This window comes from Sphingobium lignivorans (assembly GCF_014203955.1).
GTDB lineage: Bacteria > Pseudomonadota > Alphaproteobacteria > Sphingomonadales > Sphingomonadaceae > Sphingobium > Sphingobium lignivorans.
In genome coordinates this window covers 354,675-381,531 of sequence record NZ_JACHKA010000001.1, presented here as the reverse complement: position 1 = coordinate 381,531, position 26,857 = coordinate 354,675, and the positions used below count along the sequence as shown (strand labels likewise).

Here is a 26,857-nt window from a genome sequence, read left to right as displayed (position 1 = left end):
CGAAGGATTTACCACGATTTAACGCTGTCCGGCCAATGAGGACGCTCCTGACACCGGGGCTGGCCGCATGGACGAGATACTCGCGGAATTCATCGCAGAGACACTGGAAACGCTGGAGACGCTCTCCGGCGAGATCGTCGCATGGGAAGCGGACCCGACCGACAGGTCACGACTGGACGCCTTTTTCCGCTTCTTCCACACCGTCAAGGGCAGCTGCGGCTTCCTGAACCTGCCCCGCTTCGAGCGGCTGGCCCATGGCGCGGAGGACGTGCTGGCCGCCGTGCGCCGGGGCGAGCGGGTCGCCGATCCGGCCACGGTGAGCGCGGTGCTCGCCGTGATGGACCGCATTGGCGCGCTCGCACGCGGCATCGGCGAGGATGTGCAGATCCCCGATTCCGAGGATGATGCCTTGCTCGACGCGCTGTCGATCAGCTCCGGCGGCTTCGAGATCTTCGAGCCCCTGCCCGAGAGCGCTTCCGAGCCCGACGGCGCGGAATGCGGGACGGACATCGCCCCCGCGCCCGAACCACTGGCGCGCCGCAGCAGCGATGGCGGCAACCGCGATCGCGCGCCCCGGACCATCCGCCTGCCGCTCGCGCTGATCGACCAGCTGATGAACGGCATCTCGGACATGGTGCTGGCGCGCAACGACCTGGCCCGCAAGATGCGTGACCATGGCGTCGAGGCCGATCTGGAGAGCAGCTTCGAGCGCCTGTCCGCCAATGTCGCGGACCTGCGCGACATGATCAGCAAGACCCGCATGCAGCGCGTCGACCGGCTCTATGCGGCGATCCCGCGCATGGTACGCGATCTCACGCGCGAGCTGGGCAAGAAGGCCGTGCTGAGCCTCGACGGAGGCGATGTCGAGATGGACCGCGAGATGGTCGAGATGGTCGTCGATCCCCTGACGCACATCGTGCGCAATGCGCTGGATCACGGCATCGAGGCACCCGCGGCGCGGCTCGCCGCCGGCAAGCCGGAAGCCGGCGCGCTGCGCATCGTGGCCCGCCAGTCCGGCAACCAGATCGTCATCGAGATCAGTGACGACGGGCGCGGCATCAACCGGGCCGCGCTGGTCGAGAAAGCGGTGGCAGCCGGTCTCTGCACGGCCGTCGAGGCGGCGACTCTCAGCGATGCCGAGAAGCTGGGCCTGATCTTCCACCCCGGACTCTCCACCGCCGCCAGCGTCACCTCGGTCTCCGGACGGGGCGTGGGCATGGATGTGGTGCGCGCGAATATCGAGCAGATCGGCGGCGTGATCGGTATCACCAGCCTGCCCGGCCAGGGCACGACGATCACCATGCGCGTGCCGCTCACCCTCACCATCATTCCCGGCCTGATCGTCCGCTGCGGCGAGCATTTCTTCGCCATGCCGCGCGGCAACGTGGTCGAGTTGCTGCACCAGAACAGCAGCATGGTCTCGATCGAGGCGGTCGGCGGCGCACGAATCGCCACCATTCGCGGCGAGCACTATTCGCTGGTCGAGCTGGAGGACATCCTCGGGCTCCCCCGTGTCGAGGGAAGCGGCCCGCGCACCCTCATGGTGATCCGCTCGTCGCTCGGCCAGCCTTATGTGCTTGGCGTCCAGTCCGTGGAAAGCAACGAGGAGCTGGTGATCCGCCCCGCCTCGCCCGCCATCACCGCGGCCGGCGTGTTCGCGGGCATGACGCTGCCGGACAATGGCCAGCCGATGCTGCTGCTCGATGCGGCCGGCCTGGCGCAGGTCGCCGAGCTGCCGCTGCGCGAGGCGGAATTGCGCACGCGGTCCGCGCCTGCCGCCGCCATGGCCGATGCGCGCGAGGAGACGATCCAGGCGCTGGTCTTCCGGGAGCGCGACGGCACGACGCGGCTGCTGCCGCTCGCGGTGGTCGACCGCGTCGAAGATCTGGAGGCTTCCCGCATCACCGCCAGTAACGGCCGCGCCTTCGCCCGCATCGAGGACCGGCTGCTGCCCGCGCTCAACACGCAGGGTGAGGAAAGCGGCCTGCCCAAGTCCCTGCGCCTCCATGATGGCCGCGACCAGATCTGCTACCTGATCGAGGACGTGATCGACATCATCGAGGTCCCCGCGACGCTGGACGTGCCGATAGGCGCGGGACGGATCGCCGGTCTCGTCATGGTCGGCGAGAGCCAGCTCGAGATGATCGACCCCTTCGCACTGTTCGCCGATGCCGCGCGGACGCGACAGGTCGCTGCGGCGGGGCAGCCGATCCGCTGCCTGATCGCGGATGCCCAGGACCCATGGCTGCGCAACATCCTCGCGCCGCTGCTGATCCGGGCGGGACATGACGTGAGCTTCGGCCCGCAGGCCGAATCGCCGGACGTGATCCTGTGTGGCGATTCGCCGCCGGACGATGCGGCCGGCGACGTGCCGGTGCTGATGCTGCGCGACGTGGCGGAAGACGCCGGGGACACCCACACCTCCATTTACCGCTACGATCGCGAGAAGATCATGGCCGCCATCGTCGAAGCCGCGCGGAGGGCCGCATGACCGACACGCTTTTCCTGTTCGCGTCCATCGCGGACACGCCCGTCGCGATCCGCGCCTCGCAGATCGAGGCCGTCGTCCGCATCGGCGACATCGTCCCGATCCCGCTCATGCCGCCTTATGTGCGCGGCCTCGCGGCCCTGCGCAGCCGGGTCCTCACCGTCATCGACATGGACGCGCGCGTGTTCGGGACGGGACGGGGGACGCAGGCAGCGACTCTGGCGATCATCGCGGACATCGCCGCGCACAGTTACGGCTTCCTGGTCGATTCGGTCAGTGACATCTGCACCGCGGCCGAGGGCATCCAGCCGATCCGCGGACGCATCGATCCGGCATGGGCGCCCTTCGCCTCCGGTCTGGTGGAGTGGGACGGGCGCAGCCACCTGCTGCTCAGCCTGCCGGATTTCGTGGGGTCGCCGGCCGGCAGCGCGCTCGCGGCCTGACGTTTACCTCATTTACGAAAACCTTACGTCCCAAGGATATAGACCGGACAACAACAAGCCGAAGGGTTGCGCACCATGCCGAGCTGTCTCGTGGTCGATGATTCAAAGGTGATCCGCAAGGTCGCCCGCCACATCCTCGAATCCCTCGATCTCCAGGTGGAGGAAGCGGGGGATGGGCGCGAGGCGCTGGAGATATGCGATGCCAGCGTGCCCGACGTGGTGCTGCTCGACTGGAACATGCCGATCATGAGCGGCCTCGATTTCCTCAAGGAACTCTCCCGCCGCAACCTGCCCCGGCCGCCCAAGGTTATTTTCTGCACCACGGAGAATGGTGTCGATCACATCCGCGCCGCCGTCGACGCCGGCGCGGACGAATATGTCATGAAGCCGTTCGACCGCGATACGCTGGAAAGCAAGCTCCAGATCGTCGGCGTCCTCTAATCCCCCTGCGGGCATCGTCCCATGACGCCGATCTCCTTCGACCTCGCCGAGCCGCATGGTCCCCGCCGGCCTGTCGATGTTCTCATCGTCGATGATTCGGTCGTCGTCCGGCGGATCATGGCGAAGGTGCTGGCGGCGGACGACCGGTTCAGCGTGACGGGCGCGGTTTCCAGCGGGGCTCAGGCCATCGACTTCGTGCGCAACCAGCCGGTCGATCTGGTGCTGCTCGACATGCAGATGCCCGGCATGGACGGGCTCGAAGTGCTCCCCCGGCTGCTGGCAAGCGAGCGCAAGGTGCAGGTGGTGCTGCTCTCCGGAACCTGCCGCGAAGGCAGCGAGATCGCGCTGCAGGCGCTCGCCATGGGCGCCAGCGATGTCGTCGCCAAGCCCAGCGCCGGCCATTTCAGCGACAATTTCGTCGAGCATCTGCTCGACCGGCTCGGCCATCTCGTCCCCGCGCCCGAGCGCAACCGGACGCCCGAGCGCATCGATGAGGAAAGCGCGCGGCTGCGGCCGCTCGGCTCGATGGTGCGCGCGGTCGGCGTGGGCGGATCGACCGGCGGCATCAGCGCGATCATGACTCTGCTCTCGGGCCTCAACCCGGGCAATGCCTTCCCCATCTTCATCACCCAGCATCTGCCCGCCAATTTCCAGCCGCTCTTCGCCGAGCAGCTCCATCGCGCCACGCAGATGCCGGTGGTGATCGCCGAGGAAGGGCTGCCGGTTCGCGCCGGCGTCATCCATGTCGCGCCGGGCAACGCACATCTCTCGCTGGTTCGGGAAGCGCGCGGGCGGGTGACCATCCGCCTCTCGCGCGAGCGGTGCCTGCATGGCAGCTTCCCCGCCGTCGACCCGATGTTCCAGGCCATGGCGCGGGTTTACGGGCCGGGGGCGTGCGGCGTCATCCTGTCCGGCATGGGCCGCGACGGGCTGGCCGGGGCGCATGCCATCATCGAGGCCGGCGGATGGATGATCGCGCAGGATCATGCCAGCAGCGCCGTGTGGGGCATGCCGGGCTCGGTCGCCCGGGCCGGCCTCGCCAGTGCCATCCTGCCGCCCGGGTCGATCGGCGAACTCATCCTCGATCAATGGCGGGCCGCGGCATGAGCGGCACCGGCACGCATGACCAGACGATCGCGCGGCTGGGCGATCTGCTCGCCAGCCGGACCGGACAGACCCTGACCGAAGCCCGGCGCTGGCGCATCGAGACCTCGCTGCGGCCGCTGCTGCGCGCGCGCGGCCTTCCCTCGCTGGATGCGCTGCTCGTGGCGCTGGATGCCGATCCGGACGGCAGGCTGACGCGTCAGGCGATCGACGCGATGCTCAATCATGAAAGCTCCTTCTTCCGCGATCATGCGGTTTTCGAGGCGATCGAGCACCAGGTGCTGCCCCGCATCCGCGATCAGGCGCGCGAGAAGGTGCTGCGCATCTGGTCGGCCGGCTGCTCCACGGGGCAGGAGGCCTATTCGCTGGCCATGATGATCCGCCGCATGGGCGACATGTGGGACGGCTGGCGCATCAACATCCTGGGCACGGACGTCTCGGAGATCTCCATCGCGACGGCACGGCGCGGCTGCTACGCGCAGATGGACATGCAGCGCGGCCTGCCGGTCAATGATCTGCTGCGCTGGTTCCGCCCGCTCGGCGAGGACTGGCAGATCGCGGAGGAAATCCGCGCCATGGTCAGCTTCCAGGCCGACAATCTCCTCGACACCAGCCGGGTCTCCGGCCTGTTCGATCTGATCCTCTGCCGTAATCTCCTCTTCTACTTTCCGGAGGACAAGCGCCGCCTCGCGCAGGACCAGCTGGCCCGCCATGCCCGGCCGGGCACGTTCCTCGTGCTCGGCGCCGGCGAGATGCTGGCGGGCGGCAACAATGCCTTCACCAATTGCCGGGAACTGAGCTGCATCTATGTCGCCGAGCGGCCGATCGCCGCCAATGGCGTCATCAGCCGCCTCGCCGGCTGAACGGCCCTTCCGCCCGGCCCGCCGATCGGCTAGGGGACAGGGAGCCGCTTCGTCGCGGCAGGAAGAACCAGGGGCACCAGAGCCTGCATGATCGAGACGCCGTCGCCCAATTTCGATGAGCGCACCCTGCCGATCTCCGTCCTTGTCCTGCATTATACCGGCATGCCCGATGCGCCGAGCGCGATCCAGTGGCTGGCCAGCCCGGAAAGCAAGGTCTCCGCGCATTATGTGGTGACCGAGGACGGGCAAGTGATCCGCATGGTGGACGAGCGCAAGCGCGCCTGGCATGCCGGGGTCTCCTGGTGGCGCGGCATCTCGAACATCAATTCCGCCAGCATCGGCATCGAGCTCATCAATCCCGGCCATGAATGGGGCTATCGCCCATTCCCGGACGAGCAGATCGACGCGCTCATCCCGCTGGTGCACGACATCATGACGCGCCATCGTATCACGCGCGGCAATGTCGTGGGCCACAGCGACATCGCCCCGGCGCGCAAGCAGGACCCGGGCGAGCTGTTTCCCTGGCACAAGCTGGCCCGGCTGCGGCTCGCCCTTCCGCGTCCCACCCGCAATCTCATGGACCCGCACTGGTCGGACGGCGGCTTCATGCTGGCGCTCGAGCGCTTCGGCTATGATATTTCCGATCCCGAGGCCGCCGTCGTCGCGTTCCAGCGGCGCTTCCGCCCCGAGCTGATCGACGGTGTGATCGATGGCGAATGCCGGGCGATCCTCCTCGCCCTGCTCCTGCCCCGCCCCCGCGGCGACGACTAGGACGGATCGACACCACCTTACGGACGCCTTCGGGGTTCAGAGGGGTGGAAGAAGCAAGGCTGCCAGCGAGACGGCCACGCTTGCCAGCCGTCCGTTGCTTCCATATCGACAGGTCATGACGACCTTACCCCGCATTGCCGCTTTCCTCGCGGCCGCGACGTTCCTCGCCGCCGGCCTGCCTGCCACCGCGCAACCGCCGGCCAAGGCGGCCGAAGCCGTGCTCTATACGCACGCGACGCTGATCGACGGGACAGGCGCAGCGGCGCGGCAGGATCAGGACATCCTCGTGCGCGGCGAGCGGATCCAGGCGGTCGGGCCCAGCGGCACGCTCGACGCGGCCCGGACCGGCGGCGCGCGAACGGTTGACCTCTCCGGCCGCCATGTGATGCCCGGCCTCATCGACAGCCATGTCCATCTCGCCACGCCGCCCAATCGGGGGCGGGCCGAAGCGATGCTGCGCCGGCAGCTCTACGGCGGCGTCACGGCCGTGCGCGACATGGCCGACGACCTGCGCGCGGTGGGCGAACTCTCCCGCGCCTCGCTGGCCGGGGAGATCCCCGCGCCGGACATCTTCTACGCTGCGCTGATGGCCGGCCCGTCCTTCTTCGAGGACCCGCGCGTCCTCGCGGTCAGCCTCGGCAAGACGCCCGGCACCGCGCCCTGGATGCAGGCGATCGACGACAAGACCGACCTGCGCACGGCCGTGACGCTGGCAAAGGGAACCTCCGCCACCGCGATCAAGATTTATGCGAATCTGCCCGCCGGCCTCATCGCCGGGATCACGCAGGAAGCCCATCGGCAGGGCATGATGATCTGGGCGCACAGCGCCGTCTTCCCGACATGGCCGGCGGACGTCATCGCGGCCGGGCCGGATTCGCTGAGCCATGTCTGTTATCTCGCATACCAGACCCAGCCGGCCATGCTGCCCGCTTATGAGGACCGCACCCCGGTCGACGAGCGCCGCCTTGCCGCCAGCGGGGACGACCCGGTGATGGCGAAGCTCTTTGGCGCCATGCTGGAGCGCGGCGCCGTGCTCGATGCGACCGGCAGCCTGTTCGTGCTGTTCGAGGAGGAACGGCGGAACAACCCGGCCGCCAAGCCGCTGCGCTGCACCGGCCCGACCACGACCCGCCTCACCCGGCAGGCTTGGCAGGCGGGCGTGCCCATCTCGGCCGGCACGGACTTCGTGCACAAGCCTGACGATCCATGGCCCGCCCTGTTCGACGAGCTTCATTTCCTCCAGCATGATGTCGGCATGCCGCCGCTGGAGGTCATCCGCGCCGCCACGCTGATCGGCGCGCGGGCGGCGGGGCAGGAAAAGGAGATGGGCTCCATCGAGCCGGGCAAGCTCGCCAATTTCATCGTCCTCACCGCCGATCCGCTCCAGGACATCGACCATGTCCGCAGCATCGAGACGACAGTGAAGCGCGGCCGGGCCTATCGCCGCGCGGACTACAGGCCCGTCACCAAGGCGGAAATGGGAGGCAGGGATGAGGATTGACCGGCGCGCACTGCTCGGCGGCGCGACAGGGCTGGCCGCTGCCGCTCTCCTGCCGCGCGCCGCATGGGCGGCAGACAAGGCGACAGGCGAGGCGATGGGCGATGACTGGATCGTCATCAATGCGCTGGGCGGGCTCGGCGATCCCAACCGGCGCGGCGAGGCGGACCCGTTCAGCCCGCGCGTGCTGGCCGAGGCCCATGCCTCCGGCCTCACCGCCGTCAATTGCACCTTCGGCTATGTTTCCGGACCCGGCGACCCGTTCGAGATCAGCGTGCGCGACGTGGCGGAGACGGACGCGCTGCTGCGCCGCCATGAGAAGGACCTTCTCAAGATCCTGAGCGCAGCGGACATCCGCCGCGCCAAAGCCGAGAAGAAGATCGGCATCATCTACGGCTTCCAGAACGGCGCGATGATGGGCGAGGACGCCAGCCGCGTCGACATTTTCGCCAATCTCGGCGTGCGCATCTTCCAGCTCACTTACAATCCCGCCAACCAGATCGGCGATGGGTCCATGGCGCCGGAAAATCGCGGCATCACGCCGTTCGGGCGCGAAGTGATCGCGCGCCTCAACGAACAGCGCGTGATGGTCGACCTCTCGCACAGCGGCGAGCGCACTTGCCTCGAGGCCGCGCGCATCTCGAAAGCGCCGATCTCCATCAATCACACCGGCTGCCGCGCGGTCGCCGACCTGCCCCGCAACAAGACCGACGCGGAATTGCGCCTCGTCGCCGAGAAGGGCGGCTTCGTCGGCATCTATTTCATGCCCTTCCTTGACGTCTCCGGCCATGCCCGCGCCGAGCATGTCGTCGCGCATATCGACCATGCGGTGAATCTATGCGGCGAGGATCATGTCGGCATCGGCACGGATGGCAGCGTCACGCAGATCGACGATCTCAAGGTCTATGAGGCCGCGCTGGCCGAGGAGATCGCCCAGCGCCGCGCCGCCGGCATCAGCGCCACGGGCGAGCGGCCGGACACCTATCCCTTCGTCGTCGACCTGCGCGGGCCGGACCAGTTCCGCAAGCTCGCTCGCCTGCTGCGCGAGAAGGGCTACCGCACGGCGCGCATCGAGAAGATCCTCGGGACGAACTTCCTGCGCTATGCCGAAACGATCTGGGGCAGCTGAGCCATGATCGTCATCGGCGCCGAGGAAGTCCGCCGGCGGCTCGACCATGCCACCTGCATCCCCCTGATGCGCGAGGCGATGATCGCGCTGCACCAGGGGCGCAGCCAGCAGCTCCTGCGCGGCATCATCGATCTGGGCGAAGGCGCGGCCTTCGGCGTGATGCCCGGCGCGCTGGAGGGGGCAGGCTTCGGCGCCAAGATCGTCAGCGTCTTCCCCGCCTCCGCTGCGCAGGGCAAATCGCATCAGGGGCTCATCGTCCTGTTCGATCCGCGCACCGGCGCACCGGCGGGCGTGATCGACGGCGGTGAAGTGACCGCCATCCGCACCGCGAGCGCGTCCGCCGCCGCGACCGCTGTCCTTGCCCGGCCCGATGCGACGCGCCTCTTCATTCTCGGCACGGGCGAGCAGGCCTGGCACCATGCCGCCGCAATCCGCCATGTCCGCCCGCTGGAAAGCGTGGTCTTCTGGGGCCGCACGCCGCAGAAGGCGCAGGCGATGGCGCAGCGCGTCCGCGAGGAACTCGGGCTCCCGGCCCGCGCCGTGGCCAGCGTGGCGGAAGCGGCGCGGAATGCGGACATCATCTGCACGACCACGGCATCTGCCGAGCCCATCCTCTTCTCGCGCGATGTGGCGGACGGCACGCATATCAATGCGGTCGGCTCCAGCCGCGCCGGGCCGTCCGAGATCGACATCGACCTCGTCGCCCGCGCGCGCTTCATTCCCGATCATCGCGAGGGCGTGCTGGCGCAGGGCGCCGAGTTCCTGAACGCGCGGGCCGCGGGCCTCGTGACCGACGCGCATGTCCTGCCCGGGATCGGCGCCGTGCTGAGCGGCGACGCGCCGGGGCGGACCGACGCGCGCGAAGTGACGATCTACAAGTCGCTGGGCTCCATCGTGCAGGATCTCGCCTGCGCCGCCTGGCTGCTTGCCGGCAGGGGATGACTCGCGCCGCCCGCGCGCCTATATGCGCCTCGCCAGGCGGCCGGGCGATCGCGGCGATCCTCATGGGATCGGCGAGGAAAGTCCGGGCTCCACGAAACGGCGGTGCCGGATAACGTCCGGCGGTTCCTGCGCAAGCGGGGGTCAGGGAAAGTGCAACAGAGAGCAGGTCACGTCTGTCTTCGGACTAGGGCTTCGGCCGCGTGAAAAGTGAAAGGGTGCGGCAAGAGCGCACCGCGCGCCCGGCAACGGGAGCGGCACGGCAAACCCCACCGGGAGCAAGACCGAATAGGGGCGGCACGCGGCGCAAGCCGCAGGGCATGTTTCGGCCCGACCGCCCGGGTTGGTTGCTTGAGGCCGTTCGAGAGAACGGTCCTAGAGGAATGATCGCCCATCCGCCCGCGCGTCCCCCTGGGGATACGGCGGCGGTGGACAGAACCCGGCTTACAGGCCGCCTGGCATTTTTGCACCGCTGCCCGCGCTTGCGCCCCCGGCCGCGCTGTGGTGAAGGCGCGCGATGACTGACCTCATGCTCTCGCTCGCACAGACCGACACGGCCGACGATCCGCTCTTCGAGCGCTTCCTCACCGGCTATGAAGGCGCGTTCACCTTGCCGGACGAGATGGAGGATCGGGAGGGTTTCGCCCGCTGCCTGGCACTCAATCACGGGCCGGACCATGCGCGCCTTGCCGCGCGCTTCGGCGCGTTCCGCGAGCTGTGCGTCATTGCCAGCGACCGCGCGGACGGCACGATGACCGGCGGCGCGAACTTCATCGCCATGGCGCCCGACGCCGCCACGCCCGGCGCGCCGGTCACGGCCAATCTCAATTATCTCTATGTCTGCCCGCAGGCGCGCGGGCGCGGCGCGCTGCGTGCCTTCATGAAGGCGTTGCACGGCCTGATCGGCGGCCTCTTCGGTGAGCGTGCGGGGACGGATGTCGCCATCTTCATCGAGCAGAACGACCCCTTCCGCATGACGCCGCAAGCCTATGAGCGCGATTCGGCGCATAGCGGCATGGACCAGTTCGACCGGCTGCGCATCTGGGCACGGATGGGCGCGAAAGTGGTCGATTTTCCTTATGTCCAGCCGCCGCTCTCCGCCGGACAGGCGGCCGACGACACGCTGGTCTATTCGGTGATGGGCCTGCCGGGCGCCACGCTGGCCCCGGCCGTGCTGCGCCGGCACCTCGCCGCCTTCTTCGGCATCTCGGTGCTCAAGGGCGCCCCGCTGGACGCCGTGCCGGCGGCCATGGCCCAGCTCGACCGGCTGGACGGCATGGCCGCGCGCGGCGAGACGATCGCCCTGCTCGATCCGGCGCCTTTCCTCGCCGGGCCCGGCGATCCGCGCGCGCTGCTCGGCAGCACCGGCCGGCCTCAGTCGCTGCGCGAAGCGGTGGTCTCGTCCATCCAGTCATAATGCGCCGAGACGATGCCGGGGAAGCCGCAGGCGGAAAAGTCGTGCCCGCCCGGCTGGCCGTTGAAATAGTCGAACCGCAGGAGCTTGTCGTCGCGCAGCCGGCGCGCGGCCGCATCGCTTTCCGCCAGGCTGTCCAGCGCTTCGGCGATCAGGGTCCGCATGGTGAAATGGCCTGACCAGTCGGGATAAGCGAGGCGATGGCCGCAGCCGGCCTCGTCTATCGCGCAGGCGAAGGCGAAGGTCAGCGGCTCGCGATCGGTGCCCCATTGGCGCACGGCGGCGGCAAGGCCGCTCACCACCTTGAGGGCGAGCTGGCGCTTGCCGAACAGGCAGCTTTCCGGGTCCGCCAGATTGCCATGCTCGAAGAAGGGGATGAAGTCCTTCCACGGCTGCGCCGGCCCGGGCTGCAGGCTGGTGAGCGGCGTGAGCCGGCCATCCGGCCCGCGCATCAGCACCACCACCGCCGCCCAGAGATAAGCCGAATAATAACGCGAGGGATAGGCGCCGGTATCCATGATGATGTGGCCGCGGCTGGCTTCCCGCCGCTCCACATCGCCTTCCACCGCATTGCTGCTCACGATCTCGGAAATGAACAGCACCGGCCGCTCATCCTGACCGCCGCCCCAGCTGGTAAGGGCCGCCTGCGGCAGGGCATTGACCTGGCTTGCCGTGCGCCGGCCAAGGCTGCGGGAGAGGCGCAGGCGCCCCATGACATTGGCCGGCACGGCCATGCCGGTGAAGGGCTTGTCGGGCGGCGGCGTGGCGCCCACCGTGCCGATCGCCCGCTCATGACGGCACTGGCCGTCCATCAGCCCCTTGAGCGCCGCGGCGATGTCGCGCCGGCTGCCTACCACCTCGATGGAATTATTCTCGTCGCCATAGCCATATTGGACGACGGCGTAGCGCGCGTCCCAGTTGCGGCATTCGCAGATCGGGATGCTCGGCCCCCACAGCAGCCAGCAATTGTAGATGAAGAGCTGGATCTGGCGCAGGTCGCGATCCGTCGCATCGATCGGCCGGCCGGCGGCCTCGGCGCTGCTGTTGGCATCCCGGTCGAAGGATTCGAGGATCGGGCGCCATTTGTCGTTGAACTGGATGAGCAGCCCGGTCAGCAAATGCAGCGGCGCGATGAAGCCGGACGCGATCTCGATCGGGCAGATGAAGCGATCCGCTTCCTCGCCATCCAGCCCCAGCGAGCGCAGGCATTCGAAATAGCGGCCGATGTCATCCAGCCGCGCGCTCACCAGCGCGGGATTGTCGACATGGATCGTCCAGTTGCCTTCCAGCGCCAGCGCATGGCGGATGTCCTGCCGCCAGGCGTGCAGCTCCGCGCGATAGGCGCGCCAGGCCCGCCAGCGCCCGCCGAGCCGCCAGATCTGGCGGCCAAGGAACCCGCCTTCCGGCGCCTCCACCCCGCCGTCGCGCCAGTCCGGCTGGGGCCGGGGCACGAACAGCTCATGCTCGACGAGAATGCGCGTGCGCCGCAGCAGCGTCCGCCGGTCGCGCGAGAGCAGCGCGCGGTCCGTGATGGCCAGCAGCAGCACGCTTTCCGCCACCTGCAGGCGCGAGCCCCGGCGGACATTCGGGTTCATCCGGCGCAGCAGGCGATAGCAGCGCAGGAATTCCTGATAGATGAGCGCCAGCGCGAACAGGAACAGCAGGAGGGAAAGGGCGCTCAGGCCATGGTCCAGCCATTTGCCCGCCGCCGTATCCCCGAACTTGTCCCCGAACAGGTCGAATCCCGCGTTCAGCCATTCCAGCAATTCCATTGCCGAAGCCCCACCCTGCTGCCTGCCCCGTGCCGATCATGCCCATGGCAACCAGCCCAAAGCAATGGCGAAGGACGCGTTGCGGTGGATTTCGTAACATTGACTCTCTATCTGGGGTGGGATGTCCAAGGCACGGCGATCCAATGACTGGGGCTTTCCCCGCTGGCGGGGCTATGGCTCCGCGCGCGAGGCGCAGCAGGTTCGCCTGTGCGACCGGCACGGCTGCGACCGGCCGGGCGAGTGCCCCGCCCCCAAGTCGCCCAACAGTCCCGAGCGCTGGTATTTCTGCCAGGAACACGCCGCCGAGTACAACAAGGGCTGGGACTATTTCGCGGGGCTGGACGAGGAAGAGCGCGCTTCCCGCATGAAGGACGAGCAGCGCGACGCGTCCGGCTTCCGCAGCAGCGCGCATCATCAATGGGGCGGCCCCGGCGACGGCACCCGCTCGCGCGACGAGATGCGCGCGCTCGATGTGCTGGGGCTGGACAGCGATGCCGATTTCGACGCGGTGCGCCGGAACTGGCGCGCGCTCGCCAAGGAGAATCACCCGGACGTCCGCCCCGGCGACGCCGAGGCCGCGACTCGCTTCCAGGCAATCCAGACCGCCTATGAAGTGCTGCGCGCTGCCGAGGAACGTCGCAGCTGGAAGCCCGCATGACCACTCGCCGCGCGAAATCACGCTGGGCCAACGCGGTGCTCGTCTGCCGCAAATGCTCCAAGAAAGTGAAGGGCGGCTTCGGACCCGACGGGGACAAGCCGCTCGCCAAGGCGCTGCGCAAGCAGCTCCACCTCGGCAAGGGCCCCAAGTCCGGCGCCGGCATCATCGAGGTCGGCTGCCTGGACATCTGCCCCAAGCGCGCCGTGACCGTCGTCGACACGCGCCATCCCGACCAGTGGCTCATCGTCCGCCCCGGCGCCAATCTCGATGGTCTGGCGCACGAGCTGGGGCTCAAGGGCTGAGGCGATGCGCAGCACGTTGGATGGCGTCACCGTGCGCCTCTATCATCTCTCCGAGGCGGAAGGCGGCGGCGCGCAGACGCTGAGGTACGGTTCGCTTGCGGACGCGCTCGCCATGGCGGCGCAGCAGAGCGAAGCCGTGCAGGACGGCCTCTTCATCGCCACGGACAATGACGTGATCGCTTATCTCGACCTGATCGAGGAGTGACGGCCGACGCTGCGGCGGGCCCGGCCGGACAGGCGCTCAGCGCCGTTCATAGGGCTTGATGCTCTTCGCCAGCACATTCTCGCCCAGCGCGATCCTCTCGCCGGTCCAGTCCGCCAGGAAGGTGTTGTTGCGGGAGACGCCGGGGACGAAGCTCGCCCGGTTGCCGCGCACCACGAGGCCCTCAGAGCCGTTCTCGCCGCCTTCCGCGCCCAGCGCGATGAAGGCGCTCCAATTCTCCTTGTCGCGGCCCTGCACCATCACATTGTCCTCGATGCGGCCGGTGGCGCCGGCGGGCAGGTCGATCATGTAATTGGTCGCGCGGCCCTCGCTGTCGTCGAAGCTGTTGTCCACGATGTGGGCGCGCACCGCGCGGCTCTTCACATAATGGCCGCCATTGCCCGCCTCGAAGCGCGAGCGCGTGACGGTGAGCGCGCCATATTGGCCGACATAGAGGCTGTGCGCGCAATCGAGGTCTCGGTCGCAGCGGCCGAGGCGGCGGAAGGTCGAGCGATCGATGACGATCTGCCCGTCCGGGTCGGGCGCGGTCAGAATGCCTTCCTCGCTGTCCCGGAAGATGCTGTGCGTGACCGTGAGATCGCCCTGCTCCAGCCGGATGCCTGCCCCGTTCCCGTCCGGGACGGCATAGTTCTGGAAGACGAGGCCGTCGATCGTCGCGCTCCGGCCGCGCAGCACCAGTCCCGCCTTCTGCTCGCAGGCGACGCGCTCGAAGATCGCGGTGCCGCGCTCGCGGGCGCGCAGGGTGAGCACGCCGCTTTCCTGCACCGCGCACTGGCGATAGGTGCCCGGCGCGACCAGGATGGTGCCTTCACCCTCGCCCATCGCGGCGAGCGCGTCGGCAAGGCGCGCATAGCCCTGCCCGGTCTCGACCAGCAGGAAAGGCGCGCCGGCCTGCTGCTGCGCGGCCGCCCCGGCGGCGAGGCTGGCGGCGATGGCGGCCAGGATGGAGAAAGTGCGGCGGATCATGGCCAATCGTCTATCCCGCCGCCGGGCACCGGGCAATCGGCCGCACGGGGGCGGATCTGTCCGGACTGTCCGGATTTCGGTCAGTTTTCCCCGGAGAGATCGTCCGCCGGAGCGCTGCCTTGCGGCTGGCCCTTGAAGCCCTGCGCGACGACGAACCACTCGACGGACCCCTTGCGGCTCGACGGCGGCTTGGCATGCTTGACCGTGCGGAAAGCAGCCTTGAGCTGACGCAGCAGCGCATCGTCCGTGCCGCCGGCGAATACCTTGGAGACGAAGGCGCCGCCCGGCTTCAGGGTCCGCATCGCGAAGTCCGCTGCCGCCTCGACCAGCCCCATGGTGCGCAGATGATCGGTCTGCTGGTGGCCGACCGTGTTCGCGGCCATGTCCGACATGACGAGATCGGGCGCGCTGCCCAGCTCCGCGATCAGCCGCCCGGGCGCCTCGTCCGCCATGAAGTCCATCTGCAGCAGCGTGACGCCGGCGATCGGCTCGACGGGCAGGAGATCGATGCCCACGATGGCCGCCTGCGGCACCTTCTTGCGCACCACTTGCGCCCAGCCGCCGGGCGCGACGCCCAGGTCCACGACATGGCGCACGCCCTTCAGCAGGCCGAATTTCTCGTCCAGCTCGATCAGCTTGTAGGCCGCCCGGCTGCGATAGCCTTCCGCCTTGGCGCGCTTCACATAGGGATCGTTGAGCTGGCGGGAGAGCCAGCGCGTGGATTGGGCGGTGCGGCCGCGCGCGGTGCGCACCCGCGTGCCGATGGGCTTGTCTCCCCGCGCCATCAGCCGAGCTTCCGCCGCGAGCCGCTGTCGAGCAGCGCCCGCAATATGCCTTCGCGAATGCCGCGATCGGCGACGCCGAGCCGTTCGGCGGGCCAGATGTCCATGATGCTCTCCAGAATAGCGCAGCCTGCCACGACCAGATCGGCCCGCTCCTCGCCGATGCAGGGCAGCGCCACCCGCTCGGCCATGCTCATGCCGGAGAGGCGCCGGGCGATGTCGCGCATGGCCTCGGCCGGCACGACCAGCCCGTCCACCGCCTGGCGGTCATAGCGCGGCAGGCCGAGATGCACGCTCGCCAGCGTCGTGACGGTGCCTGACGTGCCGAGCAGCCGCACCGGCCGGTCTTTCGGCAGACGCGCGGCGAACCCGGCGAATGCCTCCCGCATCAGCGCGGTCATCCGGCCGTAAGCGGCGGCACGCTCGGCCGGATCGCTGACATGGCCGGGCACAGCCTCGGCCAGCGAGACCACGCCGAGCGGCGCGCTCAGCCAGTCGACGATGCGGGGACCGTCCGGACCGTCCTCCAGCAGCACCAGCTCCGTCGAGCCGCCGCCGATATCGAAGATCATCGCCGGCCCCTCGCCCGATTCGAGCAGGGACTGGCAGCCCAGCACCGCGAGCCGCGCTTCCTCCTGTGCGGAAATGATGTCCAGCATGATGCCGGTCTCGGCCGCGACGCGCGCCACGAATTCCGCGCCATTGGCCGCCTGACGGCAGGCTTCCGTCGCGACGGAGCGCGCCAGCACGACACGGCGCCGGCGCAGCTTGTCCGCGCACACCGAGAGGGCGGAGATCGTGCGGTCGATCGCGGCGTCGGAGAGCCGGCCGGTGGCGCCCAGCCCTTCGCCCAGCCGCACGATCCGCGAGAAGGCGTCGACCACGACGAATCGGTCGCCCTCGGGCCGGGCGATCAGCAGGCGGCAATTGTTGGTGCCAAGGTCGAGCGCGGCGAGATTGCCGCGCGGCATGATTCGCGACATCGCGTCGCCGCTGCTGTCCTTGCCGCTGGGCGGACCCGGCGGCCTCGACCAGGAACCCGTGCGCGGCACGGATGTGGCCTTCTGTGCCATGACCGCCGTACCTTCCCGCCGGCGCGCTGGCGCCGGGACTTGAGGCAGACGCTAGACGCGCGCGGCGCGCGGCGCAAGCACGGCCGCGTCAGGGCGCTATCCACGCCCGGGCGATCGGGATTTTTGCGGCTTCGTCCGTGCAAGCGCTGCTGGACTTTCGCACCCCAAAAACCTTGACGCGGGGATTTCAGCGGCCTAGAGCCCGCCGCCTGTTGCCCGATCGTCTAAAGGTAAGACTACGGACTCTGACTCCGTCAATCGAGGTTCGAATCCTCGTCGGGCATCCAGCTTCCTCACCCTCACATCGTCGAATCGGCAAGCGCTCGCAGCCCAGCCTTGGGGCCTGAACGGCATCGGCTTCAGGCGGTGCGCTGCTCGGGCCAGAACAGTTCGCCGAACACCGCGGCGGGGACCGGCCGGCCGAAATGATAGCCCTGCCCCTTGGTGCAGCCATGCTCCCGCAGGAACCTGGCATCCGCCTTCTTCTCCACGCCTTCCGCCACCACTTCCAGCCCCAGCTTCTGCGCGAGGTCGAGGATGGAGAGGACGATGGCCTGATCCTGCTGCGAGCGGTGGATGCTCTGCGTGAAGCTCTTGTCGATCTTGAGATGCGTGACCGGGCAGGTGCGCAGCATGTTGAGCGACGCGAAGCCGGTGCCGAAATCGTCGAAGGACAGCGCGACGCCCAGCTTGCGCAACTCGCGCAGTTGCCGCAGCACCACCTCCTGCTGGTCGAGAATGATGTTCTCGGTGATCTCCAGCTCCAGCGCTTCGGCCGGCAGGTCGTTGGCGGTCAGTGCCTCATGCACGTCCTGCACGAGACTGCCGGTGCGGAACTGCTCGGCAAAGAGATTGACGCTGATCTTGAAGTCCGGCTGATCGCAGCGCCATGACGCCGCCTGCGCGCAGGCGGTCCGCAGGATCCAGCTGCCGACCCGCGCGGCCAGCGCCCCGCTCTCGAGCGCGGGCAGGAAGGCGGCGGGCGCGAGCAGGCCGCGTTCCGGATGCTTCCAGCGGATCAGGGCCTCCGCCCCGGCCAGCGCGCCGTCGCCCAGGCGGATCTGCGGCTGGTAAAACAATACGAATTCGCTGCGCTCGACGGCGCGGTGCAGCTCGGCCTCATAGCGCCTGCGCGCCACGGCTTCCGCGCGCAGGGCGGGAATGAACAGGCAGGCGCGGCCGCGGCCCCCACTCTTGGCCTGGAACAGCGCCAGATCGGCACTGCTCGTCAGTTCCTCGACCGTCTCGCCATGGTCTGGCGCGACGGCGAGCCCTGAGCTGGCGGCGATGCGCACTTCATGCCCTTCCACGACGATGGGCTCGGCGATCGCGGCGCCGATCTCCCGCGCCAGCCGGGCGAGGCGCAGCGGATCGCAATCCTCCACCAGCAGCACGGCGAAGGCGTCCCCGCCCACGCGCGCGGCGGTGCTGCCGGGTGGCACGAGGCCGAGCAGGCGCTGGGTCACGACCTGCAGCACCGCGTCACCTGCGCCATGGCCAAGCGTGTCATTGACGTCCTTGAAGCCATCGAGATCCGTGAGGATCAGCGCGGCGCCGCTGGCGCGCCGGATCGCCTCGGCGGCGCGCTGGTGCAGCAGGTTGCGGTTGGGCAGGCCGGTCAGCGTGTCGAAATTGGCGAGGTGATAAAGCGCATCGCGCTCGCGCCGCTGGTCGGTCATGTCGCGCACGATGGCCCCGAAATGCATCCGGTCGCCCTCATACCAGCGCGACCAGTACAACTCGACCGGGAAGCGATCGCCATTGGCGCGCACGGCGGTCAGGTCCGTGCCGACATTGCTGGGCGGGGCGCCGGCCAGGATCAGGTCGACGCCTTTATGCACCATGGCGCGCTCATCTTCCGCGACCAGCAGATCGAGCGGGCGGCCGTCAATCTCGGCCGCCTGGTAGCCGAACATCGTGGCCGCGGCCTCGTTCCAGGCGGTGATGCGCGACTCGGGATCGAAGCAGATCACCGCGTTGGGGGATATCGCCGCGCTCGCTTCGAGACGCGGGGGGATACTGGTGGCGGAGACTTCCAGCCGGCGCAGTTCCAGCTTGTCGAGCACGAGCGAAGCCAGATCCCTCAGTCGCGCGCTGTCCTGCCGGCTGAAGGCGGCACGCGGCTCGCTGTCGATGACGCACAGCGCGCCCAGCGCATGCCCACTGCGGGTGCGCAGCGGGACGCCGGCATAGAAGCGGATGATGCCGTCCCGGACCAGCGGATTGTCATGGAAGCGCACGTCGAGCAGCGCATCCTCGATCACGAGCACTTCGTCCTGGTTGATGGCATGCGCGCAGAAGGAAACCTCCCGCCGGTCATCGCAGACGCCGATGCCCACGCTGGCGGGGAGGAAGACATGATCGCTGCCGATCATGTTCACGGCCGCGACCGGCACGTCGAACATGCGCGCCGCGATCTCCACGATGGCGTCAAGCGAAGGCAGCACCACGCCCGGACGGAGGCCATAATCGGCCAGTGCACGCAGGCGTCCTTCTTCATCCTCTGTCTGGCTGGGGCAGCGCACGGGACTCTCCTTCCGCCGGACATCATTCCGGAGGTTCCTTAATAATCCCGAAAAGAAGGCCCGAAGGCAATCGGCTTGCGCCATCTGGTGGGACCCCCGCATGATCCGTCCCGCCAGCTTTCGACATCAGCGGCAGAATCAGCCGGACATCGAACGAGACCTTGACCCCGGGTTCCCCGATCAATCCGTTCCCGTCATTGATGCAGATCAATGCCTCGCCGCGCGCAATGGCCAGGATGGCGGAAGGAATATTGAGCTACGGAGCAACAGATCATGGAGCATCTCGCCCAGTGGCCCGTCATCGTCTTCATCGGCATGACGGTTGCCTTCACCATCACCATGCTGGCCGTCACCGTGCTGGACAAGACGAAGGCCTGATCCGCCTTGTTCACGCCCGCCGCGCACCTATCTGGGTGCGATGGCGGACATGCGCGTCCTGGCAGCGGAGGATGATGGCGAGCGATCGCTGACGGCCGCCGAGCGCGCGCTTGCCGGGGCCATGTTCGGCGCCGCGATCGATCTCGATGCGGTGCGCATCCGCCGGCGCAAATGGTGGCCGTTCCAGCCGCGCGCGATCGTGATGGCCCCGCGCGGACACATTCATTTCCATCCGCAGGGGCACAGCTACTGCGCCTGCTTCGGCGAGGGCACGCTGGCCCATCAGGGCCTGTTCCTGCATGAGATGACGCATGTCTGGCAGCACCAGCGCGGGCTCAATCTCCTGCTGCGGCGGCATCCCTTCTGCCGCTATGGCTATGCGTTCGAGCCCGGCCGGCCCTTCTCGCGCTATGGCATCGAGCAGCAGGCCGAGATCGTGCGCCATGTCTTCCTGATGCGCCTCGGTCGCGCCGTGCCCGGCGCGCCGCCGCTGTCCGCGCTGGAAGCGATCCTGCCTTTCGGTCAGGCGGTTTCCTCGCCCAGCCCGGCGAGCGTGTGATAGCCGCCGCGGTAGAAGATCAGGGGCGCGCCGCCGTCCCGCCGCTCCATGGCGCGCACGGCGCCGACGACGAGCAGATGATCGCCTAGCTCCACCACGTCAGCCACGTCGCAATCGATCCAGGCCAGCGCATCGTCGAGCAGCGGATGGCCGCCCGGGCTGTGGCCATGCGCCATCCCGTCGAACTTGTCGTCATGGCGCGAGGCGAAGCGGCGGCACTCGTCGAGCTGCTCGCTGCCCAGCACATTGACGCAGAACCGCCCCACGCCCGCGATCTGCTCCCAGCTGCGCGAGCGCTTGTCCGGCAGGAAGCCCACGAGCGGCGGATCGAGCGAAATCGCCGTGAACGAGCCGACGGCAAGCCCCCAGCGCTCCCCCGTGTCAGCGGTGGCGGTCACCACGCACACGCCGGTCGGATAGCTGCTCATCACATCGCGGAAATGCTTCGGATCGATCAACGCGCCTTGCCTCCTTCGCCTCTCGCTCGTCCCGTTGCCGCCCGCATTGACGGCCCGGTCGAGTCGCGCTCCTTATAGGCACAAAACCCGCCGGGCTCGAAATGGCGCCCCGGATTTTCCCCATAGCCTTTTCGAGGACTTGACATCGTCTACCGTTCGGTAGGAATTCAGGTCGAGCCCCGCCGCGCCATTTCAGCATCGGATCCAACATCTTGCCTTATCGACCCCGATGGATGGCGATCACTCTGTCGAGCGCCTTGCTGGTCGCGCTGTCGGCCTGCGGCGGCGACGGCAAGCAACAGCAACCCGGCGCCGGTGGCCCGGGCCAGAAGACTGTCGGTTTCGTGGTCGTCCAGCCGCAGGATGTACCGCTCGAGACCGTGCTGGCGGGGCGCGTGAACGCCTATCTCACCTCGGAAGTGCGGCCGCAGATCTCCGGCGTGATCCTGCGCCGCCTCTTCACCGAGGGCGCGCTGGTGCGCGCGGGCGAACCGCTCTACCAGATCGATCCCGCGCCCTACCGCGCCACGGCGGCGGAAGCGCAAGCCAATCTGGCGAGCGCGCAGGCCAGCGCACAAGCGGCGCGCGCGCTTGCGGAGCGCTACAAGCCGCTGGTCGCGATCCAGGCGATCAGCGAGCAGGACTATACCAATGCCGTCGCGGCGGCCGAGCAGGCCGAAGCGGCGGTGGCCCAGCGGCGCGCAGCGCTGGAGACGGCGCGCATCAATTTGCGCTTCACCACCGTGCCTGCCCCCATCAGTGGCCGGATCGGCCGTTCGCTGGTCACGCCCGGCGGGCTCGCCACCAGCAATCAGGCCACTGCGCTGGCGGTTATCAACCAGCTCGATCCGATCTTCGTGGATATCCAGCAGAGCGCCGGCAATCTGCTCGCGCTGCGGCGGCTGCTCGCGCGCGGCGGCGCCTCGCCCTCCTCGGCGGACGTGCGCCTCCTGCTGGAGGACGGCAGCGAATATGAAGGCGTCGGCCGCGTCCAGTTCTCCGAGACGCTTGTCGATCCCGCCACCGGCACGGTGACGCTGCGCGCGCGCTTCTCCAATCCCGATGGCCTGCTGCTGCCCGGCATGTTCGTGCGGGCCCGCTTCGCCCAGGCCGTGGATCGCGGCGCCTTCCTCGTGCCGCAGGCCGCCGTCACGCGGGACGGCAAGGGCGGCGCTCGCCTGTTCATCGCCGGGCGGGACAACAAGGCCGAGGCCCGCTCGGTACAGGCGCCACGCACGCTCGGCGCCAACTGGGTCGTGACGGACGGCCTGAAGGCCGGCGATCGCGTGATCGTGCAGGGCACCGGCGACCTGCGCCCCGGACAGGATATCCGGGCCGTGCCGGCGGATGCTCCGCAACCGGTGGCGCCCGCGCGCGCCGGGGGCTGAGCGGCCATGCTCTCCCGCATCTTCATCGACAGGCCCATCCTGGCCTGGGTCCTCGCCACGATCGTGATGCTCTCCGGCATCGGCGCGATCTATTCGCTGCCGATCGCGCAATATCCGGACATCGCGCCGCCGCAGGTCAGCATCAGCGCCAATTATCCGGGCGCATCGGCGGAGGCGGTGCAGAACAGCGTGACGCAGGTCATCGAGCAGTCGCTCAACGGCATTGACGGCCTGCTCTACTTCACCTCCTCGTCGGACGCGCGCGGGCGCGCCAACATCACCGCCACGTTCGACAAGGGCACGGACCCGGACATCGCGCAGGTGCAGGTCCAGAACCAGCTCCAGTCGGTCATCGCGCGCCTGCCCCAGCAGGTGCAGCAGAGCGGCGTGCAGGTCCGCAAGGCCAATTCGGACATGCTGCTCATCGTGGGCTTCTACGATGCGTCCAACCGGATGTCCGCGCAGCAGGTCTCGGATTATCTCTCCTCGAACCTGCAGGATACGCTGAGCCGCGTGCCGGGCGTGGGCAACGTCAATGTGTTCGGCTCGCCCAACGCCATGCGCATCTGGCTGAACCCGGAGCGGCTGACGAGCTTCCAGCTCATGCCAGGCGACGTGATCGCCGCGATCCAGGCGCAGAACACGGAAGTCGCGGCCGGCCAGCTCGGCGCGGAACCGTCCGCGCCGGACCAGTATCTCAACGTCAACGTGACCGCGCAGGCGCGGCTGCAGACGCCCGAGCAGTTCCGCGACATCGTGGTCAAGACGCTGCCCACCGGGGCGACGGTGCGGCTGGGCGATGTCGCGCGCGTCGAGATCGGGGCGGACAACTACACCGTCACCATCCATGTGAACGGGCACCCCGGCGCCGGCGTGGCGTTCATGCTCGCGCCCGGCGCGGACGCGCTCACCACCGCGGAGCTCATCAAGGCGCGCGTCGCCGAGCTGTCCGACACTTTCCCCGAGGGCTTCGAATATGGCTTCGCGCAGGACACGACGGCCTTCATCAAGCTCTCCATCTCGGAAGTCACCAAGACGCTGATCGAGGCGATCATCCTCGTGGTGATCGTGATGTTCGTCTTCCTGCAGAATTGGCGCGCGACGCTCATTCCCACCATCGCCGTGCCGGTGGTGCTGCTCGGCACCTTCGGGGTGCTGTATGTCGCGGGCTTCACGATCAACACGCTCACTCTGTTCGGGCTGGTGCTCTCGATCGGCCTGCTCGTCGACGATGCCATCGTCGTGGTCGAGAATGTCGAGCGGCTGATGGCGGAGAATCCCGGCATGACGGCCCGGGAAGCGACGATCCGCTCGATGCGCGAGATCACCATGGCGCTGATCGCCATCGCGCTGGTGCTGTCCGCCGTGTTCATGCCCATGGCGCTTTTCGGCGGGTCGACCGGCGTGATCTACCGCCAGTTCGCGATCACCATCGTCTCGGCGATGATCCTCTCGGTGTTCGTCGCGATCATTCTGTCCCCCGCCCTCACGGCGCATCTGCTCAAGCCCCACCGGGAGAGCGACGCCATCCGGGAGGGTGACAGGAGCTGGATGGAGCGCCGCCTGCCGCGCCTTCACGGCTGGCTCCTGCGGGCGCGCGACGGCTTCAACAGCCGGTTCGACCGGGGCATCGACCATTATGTGGCGGCCGTCCGCAAGATCGTCGACCGGCGGGGCCTCTCGCTGGCCATCTATGCGCTGGTGGTGCTGCTGCTCATCGTCATGTTCCAGCGCCTGCCCACCGGCTTCCTGCCCAATGAGGACCAGGGCGTGGGCATCGTCAGCTTCCAGCTCCCGACCGGCGCCACCATCAATCGCACGGCCGAAGTGCAGAAGGCCGTGGAGGATTATTTCGCGGAACATGAGAGCGGCACCGTCGCGACGCTGTTCACGGTCGCGGGCACCTCGGGCCCGGGCGGCGCCATCGGCCAGAATGTCGGCCGCGGCTTCATCATGTTCAAGCCATGGGAAGAGCGGCCGGGGCCGGAGAACACGGCCGAAGCCGTCTCGCGGCGCGCCAGCGGCGCCCTCTCGGGCCTGCGCGACGCGCAGATCTTTGCGTTGACGCCGCCCGCCATTCCTGGCCTCGGCCAGTCCACCGGCTTCGAGGCGCAGATTCTCAACACCGGCAATCTGAGCGCGGCCGATTTCGCCGCGGCGCGGGACAAGGTCGTGGCCGCCGCGCGGGCGGACCCGGAACTGGCCGCCGTCCGCCTGCAGGAACTGCCCGATCAGGCCGCCTTGCGCGTCGACGTGGATCATCAGAAGCTGGCGGCGCTTGGCCTCAACCAGAGCGATGTCAATCTCACCCTCTCCTCCGCATGGGGCGGCCGCTACATCAACGATTTCGTCGATCGTGGCCGCGTGAAGCGCGTCTATGTGCAGGGCGATGCGCCTTATCGCGCCAAGCCCGAGGATCTGGGCCAGTGGCATGTGCGCGGCGGCAATGGCCAGATGACGCCCTTCGCCTCCTTCGCCACGCTGAGCTGGTCGATGACGCCGCCCAGCCTCTCGCGCTTCAACGGCATTCCCTCCTACCAGCTGCTCGGCCAGGCCGCGCCGGGCTACAGTTCGGGCGAGGCGATGCGGCGGATCGAGCAGCATGTGGCGGACATCCCCGGGATCGGCCTCGCCTTCTCCGGCCTCTCCTATCAGGAGCGGCTGCTGCAGGGGCAGGGGCCGCTGCTCTATGCGCTCTCGCTGCTGGTCGTCTTCCTGTTCCTGGCGGCGCTCTACGAGAGCTGGAGCATTCCCATCGCAGTGCTGCTCATCGTGCCGCTGGGCCTTGTGGGCGCCGTCCTCGCGGTGACCCTGCGCGGCCTCATCAATGACATCTTCCTGCAGATCGGCCTGCTCACCACCATGGGCCTTGCCGCCAAGAACGCGATCCTGATGATCGAGTTCGCCGAGCAGGCGGAGAAGCGGGGCATGCGGATCATCGATGCGGCGGCGGAAGCCGCGCGGCGCCGCCTGCGGCCGATCCTCATGACCAGCTTCGCCTTCATCTTCGGCGTGCTGCCGCTGGCCGTCTCCACCGGCGCGGGCGCCAATGGCCGCATCGCGATCGGCACGGCCGTCATCGGCGGGATGCTCACCGCGACGGTCCTCGCCATCTTCTACATTCCGCTGTTCTTCGTGATCGTGCGCCGCCTGACCCGCGACACGCTCCAGCGGATCAGCGAACGGATCGTGGCGCGGCGCGCCGGACGGAAGGAGCCATGAGCATGCGCCGCGCCCTGCCACTGGCGGCCTGCCTGCTCGCCGGCTGCTCGCTTGCCCCGGCCTATGAGCGCCCGGCGCCGCCCGTGCAGGCGCAATGGCCCGGGGACGCGGCCGCGCTGGCGGATCAGGCCGGCCTTCCCGCCGCCGATTACCGCACGCTGTTCCGCGATGCGCGGCTGATCGCGCTGATCGACATCGCGCTGGAGAATAATCGCGATCTGCGGCAGGCCGCCGCCAATGTCGCCCGGGCCCGCGCCCAGTTCCGCATCCAGCGCGCCGATCTCTTCCCGCAGCTCGACGCGGGGGCTGATGTGGTGCGCGGCAACCAGGCCGGCGGCGAGACGCGGACGACCGCCACTGCCGATCTGTCGGTCACCGCTTATGAGATCGATCTGTTCGGGCGCATCCGCTCGCTCACCGATGCCGCGCGCGAAAGCTATCTCGCGACCGCGGCGGACGCGCAGGCGGTGCGGCTCGCGCTGATCGGCGACATCGCGCAGGCATGGCTCACCCATGCGGCCGATGCGAGCCTGCTGGAGATCAGCCGGCTGACGGCGGAGACGGCGCAGCGGACCGAAGCGCTCACGCAGGCGCGGCTCGCCAGCGGCATCGCACCGCGCAGCGACCTGCGGCAGGCGCAGACCATCCTCGCCACCGCCCAATCCGACATGGCGCGGTACACGACCGCGATCGCACAGGACCGCAATCTCCTTGCCCTGCTCGTGGGCGCCCCGGTCGATCCTGCCCTGCTGCCCGGCGGCATCGAGGAAGCAGGCGAGACGATCGACGCGCCCTCGCCCGGCACCAGCAGCGAAGTGCTGCTGCGCCGTCCGGACATCATGGCCGCCGAGCATGACCTGCGCGCCGCCAATGCGCAGATCGGCGCGGCCCGCGCGGCGCTGTTCCCGCGCGTGACGCTCGGCGCGCTGTTCGGCCTCGTCGGCTCCTCGCTGGATGGCCTGTTCGGCAGCGGTGGCACGCAGCTTGAGCAGGGCGCGGCCGGGATCACATGGCCGATCTTCCAGGGCGGCGCGGCGCGCGCGGGTGTCGCCGCCAGCCAGGCCCAGCGGGACGCGCTGCTCGCCGCTTATGAGAAGGCGATCCAGACCGCCTATCGCGAAGTGGCCGACGCACTGGCGCGGCAGGCGACGATCGACGACCAGCTCGGCGCGGACCGGCTGCGCGTGCAGGCCAGCGAGGATGCCGCCTATCTGGTCGACGCGCGCTATCGCGGCGGCATCGACAGCTTCCTCGCCGCGCTCGATGCCCAGCGCAGCCTCTACACTGCCCGGCGCACGCTCGTCGCCTCGCTGCTCGAAGCGGCCGGCAACCGCGTCACGCTCTACCGCGCGCTGGGCGGGGAAATGATGCCGGCACCCCCGGCGCCCTGAGGCAGGGGCGGCACATCCCGAAGACCGCCGCTCGCGCATCGCCTCCGTCCGGCGGCCGGACGGACGATGC

Annotated in this window: 23 protein-coding genes, 1 tRNA gene and 1 other RNA gene; 19 read left to right on the top strand and 6 right to left on the bottom strand. The window is 68.8% G+C overall.

What is annotated here, in order from left to right:
* Positions 1-67: 67 nt before the first annotated feature.
* The 11 genes from HNP60_RS01825 (at position 68) to HNP60_RS01775 (ending at position 11,093) form a co-directional block, all read left to right on the top strand.
* Positions 68-2,491: a chemotaxis protein CheA gene (locus HNP60_RS01825; RefSeq protein WP_184149472.1), complete on the top strand. Its 2,424-nt coding sequence runs from the start codon at positions 68-70 to the stop codon at positions 2,489-2,491.
* Entirely contained in the window at positions 2,488-2,931 is a 444-nt protein-coding gene (locus tag HNP60_RS01820; RefSeq protein ID WP_184149469.1) for a chemotaxis protein CheW, read from the top strand. The genes HNP60_RS01825 and HNP60_RS01820 overlap by 4 nt, the downstream gene beginning before the upstream one ends.
* A 75-nt stretch (positions 2,932-3,006) precedes the next feature.
* On the top strand, positions 3,007-3,372 hold the full coding sequence (locus HNP60_RS01815) for a response regulator (protein WP_014074726.1): 366 nt from the start codon (positions 3,007-3,009) through the stop codon (positions 3,370-3,372).
* 21 nt (positions 3,373-3,393) lie between these two features.
* A complete protein-coding gene (locus tag HNP60_RS01810; protein WP_184149467.1) occupies positions 3,394-4,479 on the top strand; it encodes a chemotaxis protein CheB in 1,086 nt (361 codons plus the stop codon).
* Positions 4,461-5,339, top strand: coding sequence for a CheR family methyltransferase (locus tag HNP60_RS01805; RefSeq protein WP_260394605.1), 879 nt, complete (start codon positions 4,461-4,463; stop codon positions 5,337-5,339). The genes HNP60_RS01810 and HNP60_RS01805 overlap by 19 nt, the downstream gene beginning before the upstream one ends.
* An 87-nt stretch (positions 5,340-5,426) precedes the next feature.
* Positions 5,427-6,110 carry an N-acetylmuramoyl-L-alanine amidase gene (locus tag HNP60_RS01800; RefSeq protein WP_014074723.1) on the top strand — a complete coding sequence of 228 codons (684 nt, stop codon included), beginning with the start codon at positions 5,427-5,429 and terminating at the stop codon, positions 6,108-6,110.
* A 115-nt stretch (positions 6,111-6,225) separates the two neighbouring features.
* Positions 6,226-7,611 (top strand): amidohydrolase family protein, encoded by a 1,386-nt coding sequence (locus HNP60_RS01795; RefSeq protein ID WP_184149465.1) that lies wholly within the window; start codon positions 6,226-6,228, stop codon positions 7,609-7,611.
* A complete protein-coding gene (locus HNP60_RS01790; protein ID WP_184149454.1) occupies positions 7,601-8,737 on the top strand; it encodes a dipeptidase in 1,137 nt (378 codons plus the stop codon). The genes HNP60_RS01795 and HNP60_RS01790 overlap by 11 nt, the downstream gene beginning before the upstream one ends.
* A 3-nt stretch (positions 8,738-8,740) precedes the next feature.
* Positions 8,741-9,679: an ornithine cyclodeaminase family protein gene (locus HNP60_RS01785; RefSeq protein WP_184149451.1), complete on the top strand. Its 939-nt coding sequence runs from the start codon at positions 8,741-8,743 to the stop codon at positions 9,677-9,679.
* A gap of 32 nt (positions 9,680-9,711) precedes the next feature.
* Positions 9,712-10,139, top strand: an RNA gene (gene rnpB / locus HNP60_RS01780) — RNase P RNA component class A.
* A 54-nt stretch (positions 10,140-10,193) separates the two neighbouring features.
* Positions 10,194-11,093, top strand: coding sequence for a hypothetical protein (locus HNP60_RS01775; protein ID WP_184149448.1), 900 nt, complete (start codon positions 10,194-10,196; stop codon positions 11,091-11,093).
* On the opposite strand, the gene HNP60_RS01770 is transcribed toward HNP60_RS01775, so the two are convergent.
* Entirely contained in the window at positions 11,051-12,862 is a 1,812-nt protein-coding gene (locus HNP60_RS01770) for a hypothetical protein (RefSeq protein ID WP_184149445.1), read from the bottom strand. The genes HNP60_RS01775 and HNP60_RS01770 overlap by 43 nt on opposite strands.
* Before the next feature lie 121 nt (positions 12,863-12,983).
* Between HNP60_RS01770 and HNP60_RS01765 the strand changes: the two genes are divergently transcribed.
* The 3 genes from HNP60_RS01765 to HNP60_RS01755 are packed head-to-tail and all read left to right on the top strand — an operon-like array spanning position 12,984 to position 14,027.
* Positions 12,984-13,520, top strand: coding sequence for a J domain-containing protein (locus HNP60_RS01765; RefSeq protein ID WP_014074717.1), 537 nt, complete (start codon positions 12,984-12,986; stop codon positions 13,518-13,520).
* On the top strand, positions 13,517-13,822 hold the full coding sequence (locus HNP60_RS01760; protein ID WP_014074716.1) for a hypothetical protein: 306 nt from the start codon (positions 13,517-13,519) through the stop codon (positions 13,820-13,822). The genes HNP60_RS01765 and HNP60_RS01760 overlap by 4 nt, the downstream gene beginning before the upstream one ends.
* A gap of 4 nt (positions 13,823-13,826) precedes the next feature.
* Positions 13,827-14,027 carry a hypothetical protein gene (locus HNP60_RS01755; protein ID WP_184149442.1) on the top strand — a complete coding sequence of 67 codons (201 nt, stop codon included), beginning with the start codon at positions 13,827-13,829 and terminating at the stop codon, positions 14,025-14,027.
* A 36-nt stretch (positions 14,028-14,063) separates the two neighbouring features.
* On the opposite strand, the gene HNP60_RS01750 is transcribed toward HNP60_RS01755, so the two are convergent.
* From HNP60_RS01750 to HNP60_RS01740, 3 genes are all read right to left on the bottom strand, one after another.
* On the bottom strand, positions 14,064-15,011 hold the full coding sequence (locus HNP60_RS01750; protein ID WP_184149439.1) for a right-handed parallel beta-helix repeat-containing protein: 948 nt from the start codon (positions 15,009-15,011) through the stop codon (positions 14,064-14,066).
* An 80-nt stretch (positions 15,012-15,091) separates the two neighbouring features.
* On the bottom strand, positions 15,092-15,796 hold the full coding sequence (locus HNP60_RS01745) for an RlmE family RNA methyltransferase (protein ID WP_184149436.1): 705 nt from the start codon (positions 15,794-15,796) through the stop codon (positions 15,092-15,094).
* The gene (locus HNP60_RS01740) at positions 15,796-16,866 is read right to left on the bottom strand and encodes a Ppx/GppA phosphatase family protein (RefSeq protein ID WP_184149433.1); all 1,071 of its coding nucleotides are present in this window, start codon (positions 16,864-16,866) and stop codon (positions 15,796-15,798) included. Before HNP60_RS01740 ends, HNP60_RS01745 begins: the two co-directional genes overlap by 1 nt.
* Positions 16,867-17,079: 213 nt before the next feature.
* Here HNP60_RS01740 and HNP60_RS01735 point away from each other — a divergent pair.
* Positions 17,080-17,153: transfer RNA gene (locus tag HNP60_RS01735), tRNA-Gln, on the top strand.
* Between the two features lie 72 nt (positions 17,154-17,225).
* Here HNP60_RS01735 and HNP60_RS01730 read toward each other — a convergent pair.
* Positions 17,226-19,391, bottom strand: coding sequence for a putative bifunctional diguanylate cyclase/phosphodiesterase (locus HNP60_RS01730; RefSeq protein WP_338056681.1), 2,166 nt, complete (start codon positions 19,389-19,391; stop codon positions 17,226-17,228).
* A gap of 418 nt (positions 19,392-19,809) precedes the next feature.
* Here HNP60_RS01730 and HNP60_RS01725 point away from each other — a divergent pair, with 418 nt between their 5' ends.
* Entirely contained in the window at positions 19,810-20,328 is a 519-nt protein-coding gene (locus HNP60_RS01725; RefSeq protein ID WP_184149428.1) for a vgr related protein, read from the top strand.
* Here HNP60_RS01725 and HNP60_RS01720 read toward each other — a convergent pair.
* Positions 20,292-20,786: a flavin reductase family protein gene (locus HNP60_RS01720; RefSeq protein WP_184149425.1), complete on the bottom strand. Its 495-nt coding sequence runs from the start codon at positions 20,784-20,786 to the stop codon at positions 20,292-20,294. The two genes, HNP60_RS01725 and HNP60_RS01720, sit on opposite strands and share 37 nt — an antisense overlap.
* 233 nt (positions 20,787-21,019) lie before the next feature.
* Here HNP60_RS01720 and HNP60_RS01715 point away from each other — a divergent pair, with 233 nt between their 5' ends.
* Genes HNP60_RS01715 through HNP60_RS01705 form a run of 3 tightly spaced genes read left to right on the top strand, consistent with a single transcriptional unit; the run spans position 21,020 to position 26,787 of the window.
* Positions 21,020-22,174, top strand: coding sequence for an efflux RND transporter periplasmic adaptor subunit (locus HNP60_RS01715; RefSeq protein WP_184149422.1), 1,155 nt, complete (start codon positions 21,020-21,022; stop codon positions 22,172-22,174).
* Positions 22,175-22,180: 6 nt separating this feature from the next.
* Complete coding sequence (locus HNP60_RS01710; RefSeq protein ID WP_184149419.1) at positions 22,181-25,396, top strand: multidrug efflux RND transporter permease subunit; 3,216 nt, start codon at positions 22,181-22,183, stop codon at positions 25,394-25,396.
* Positions 25,393-26,787, top strand: a complete 1,395-nt coding sequence (locus tag HNP60_RS01705; RefSeq protein WP_260394604.1) for an efflux transporter outer membrane subunit — start codon at positions 25,393-25,395, stop codon at positions 26,785-26,787. The genes HNP60_RS01710 and HNP60_RS01705 overlap by 4 nt, the downstream gene beginning before the upstream one ends.
* The last annotated feature ends 70 nt before the right edge of the window (positions 26,788-26,857 follow it).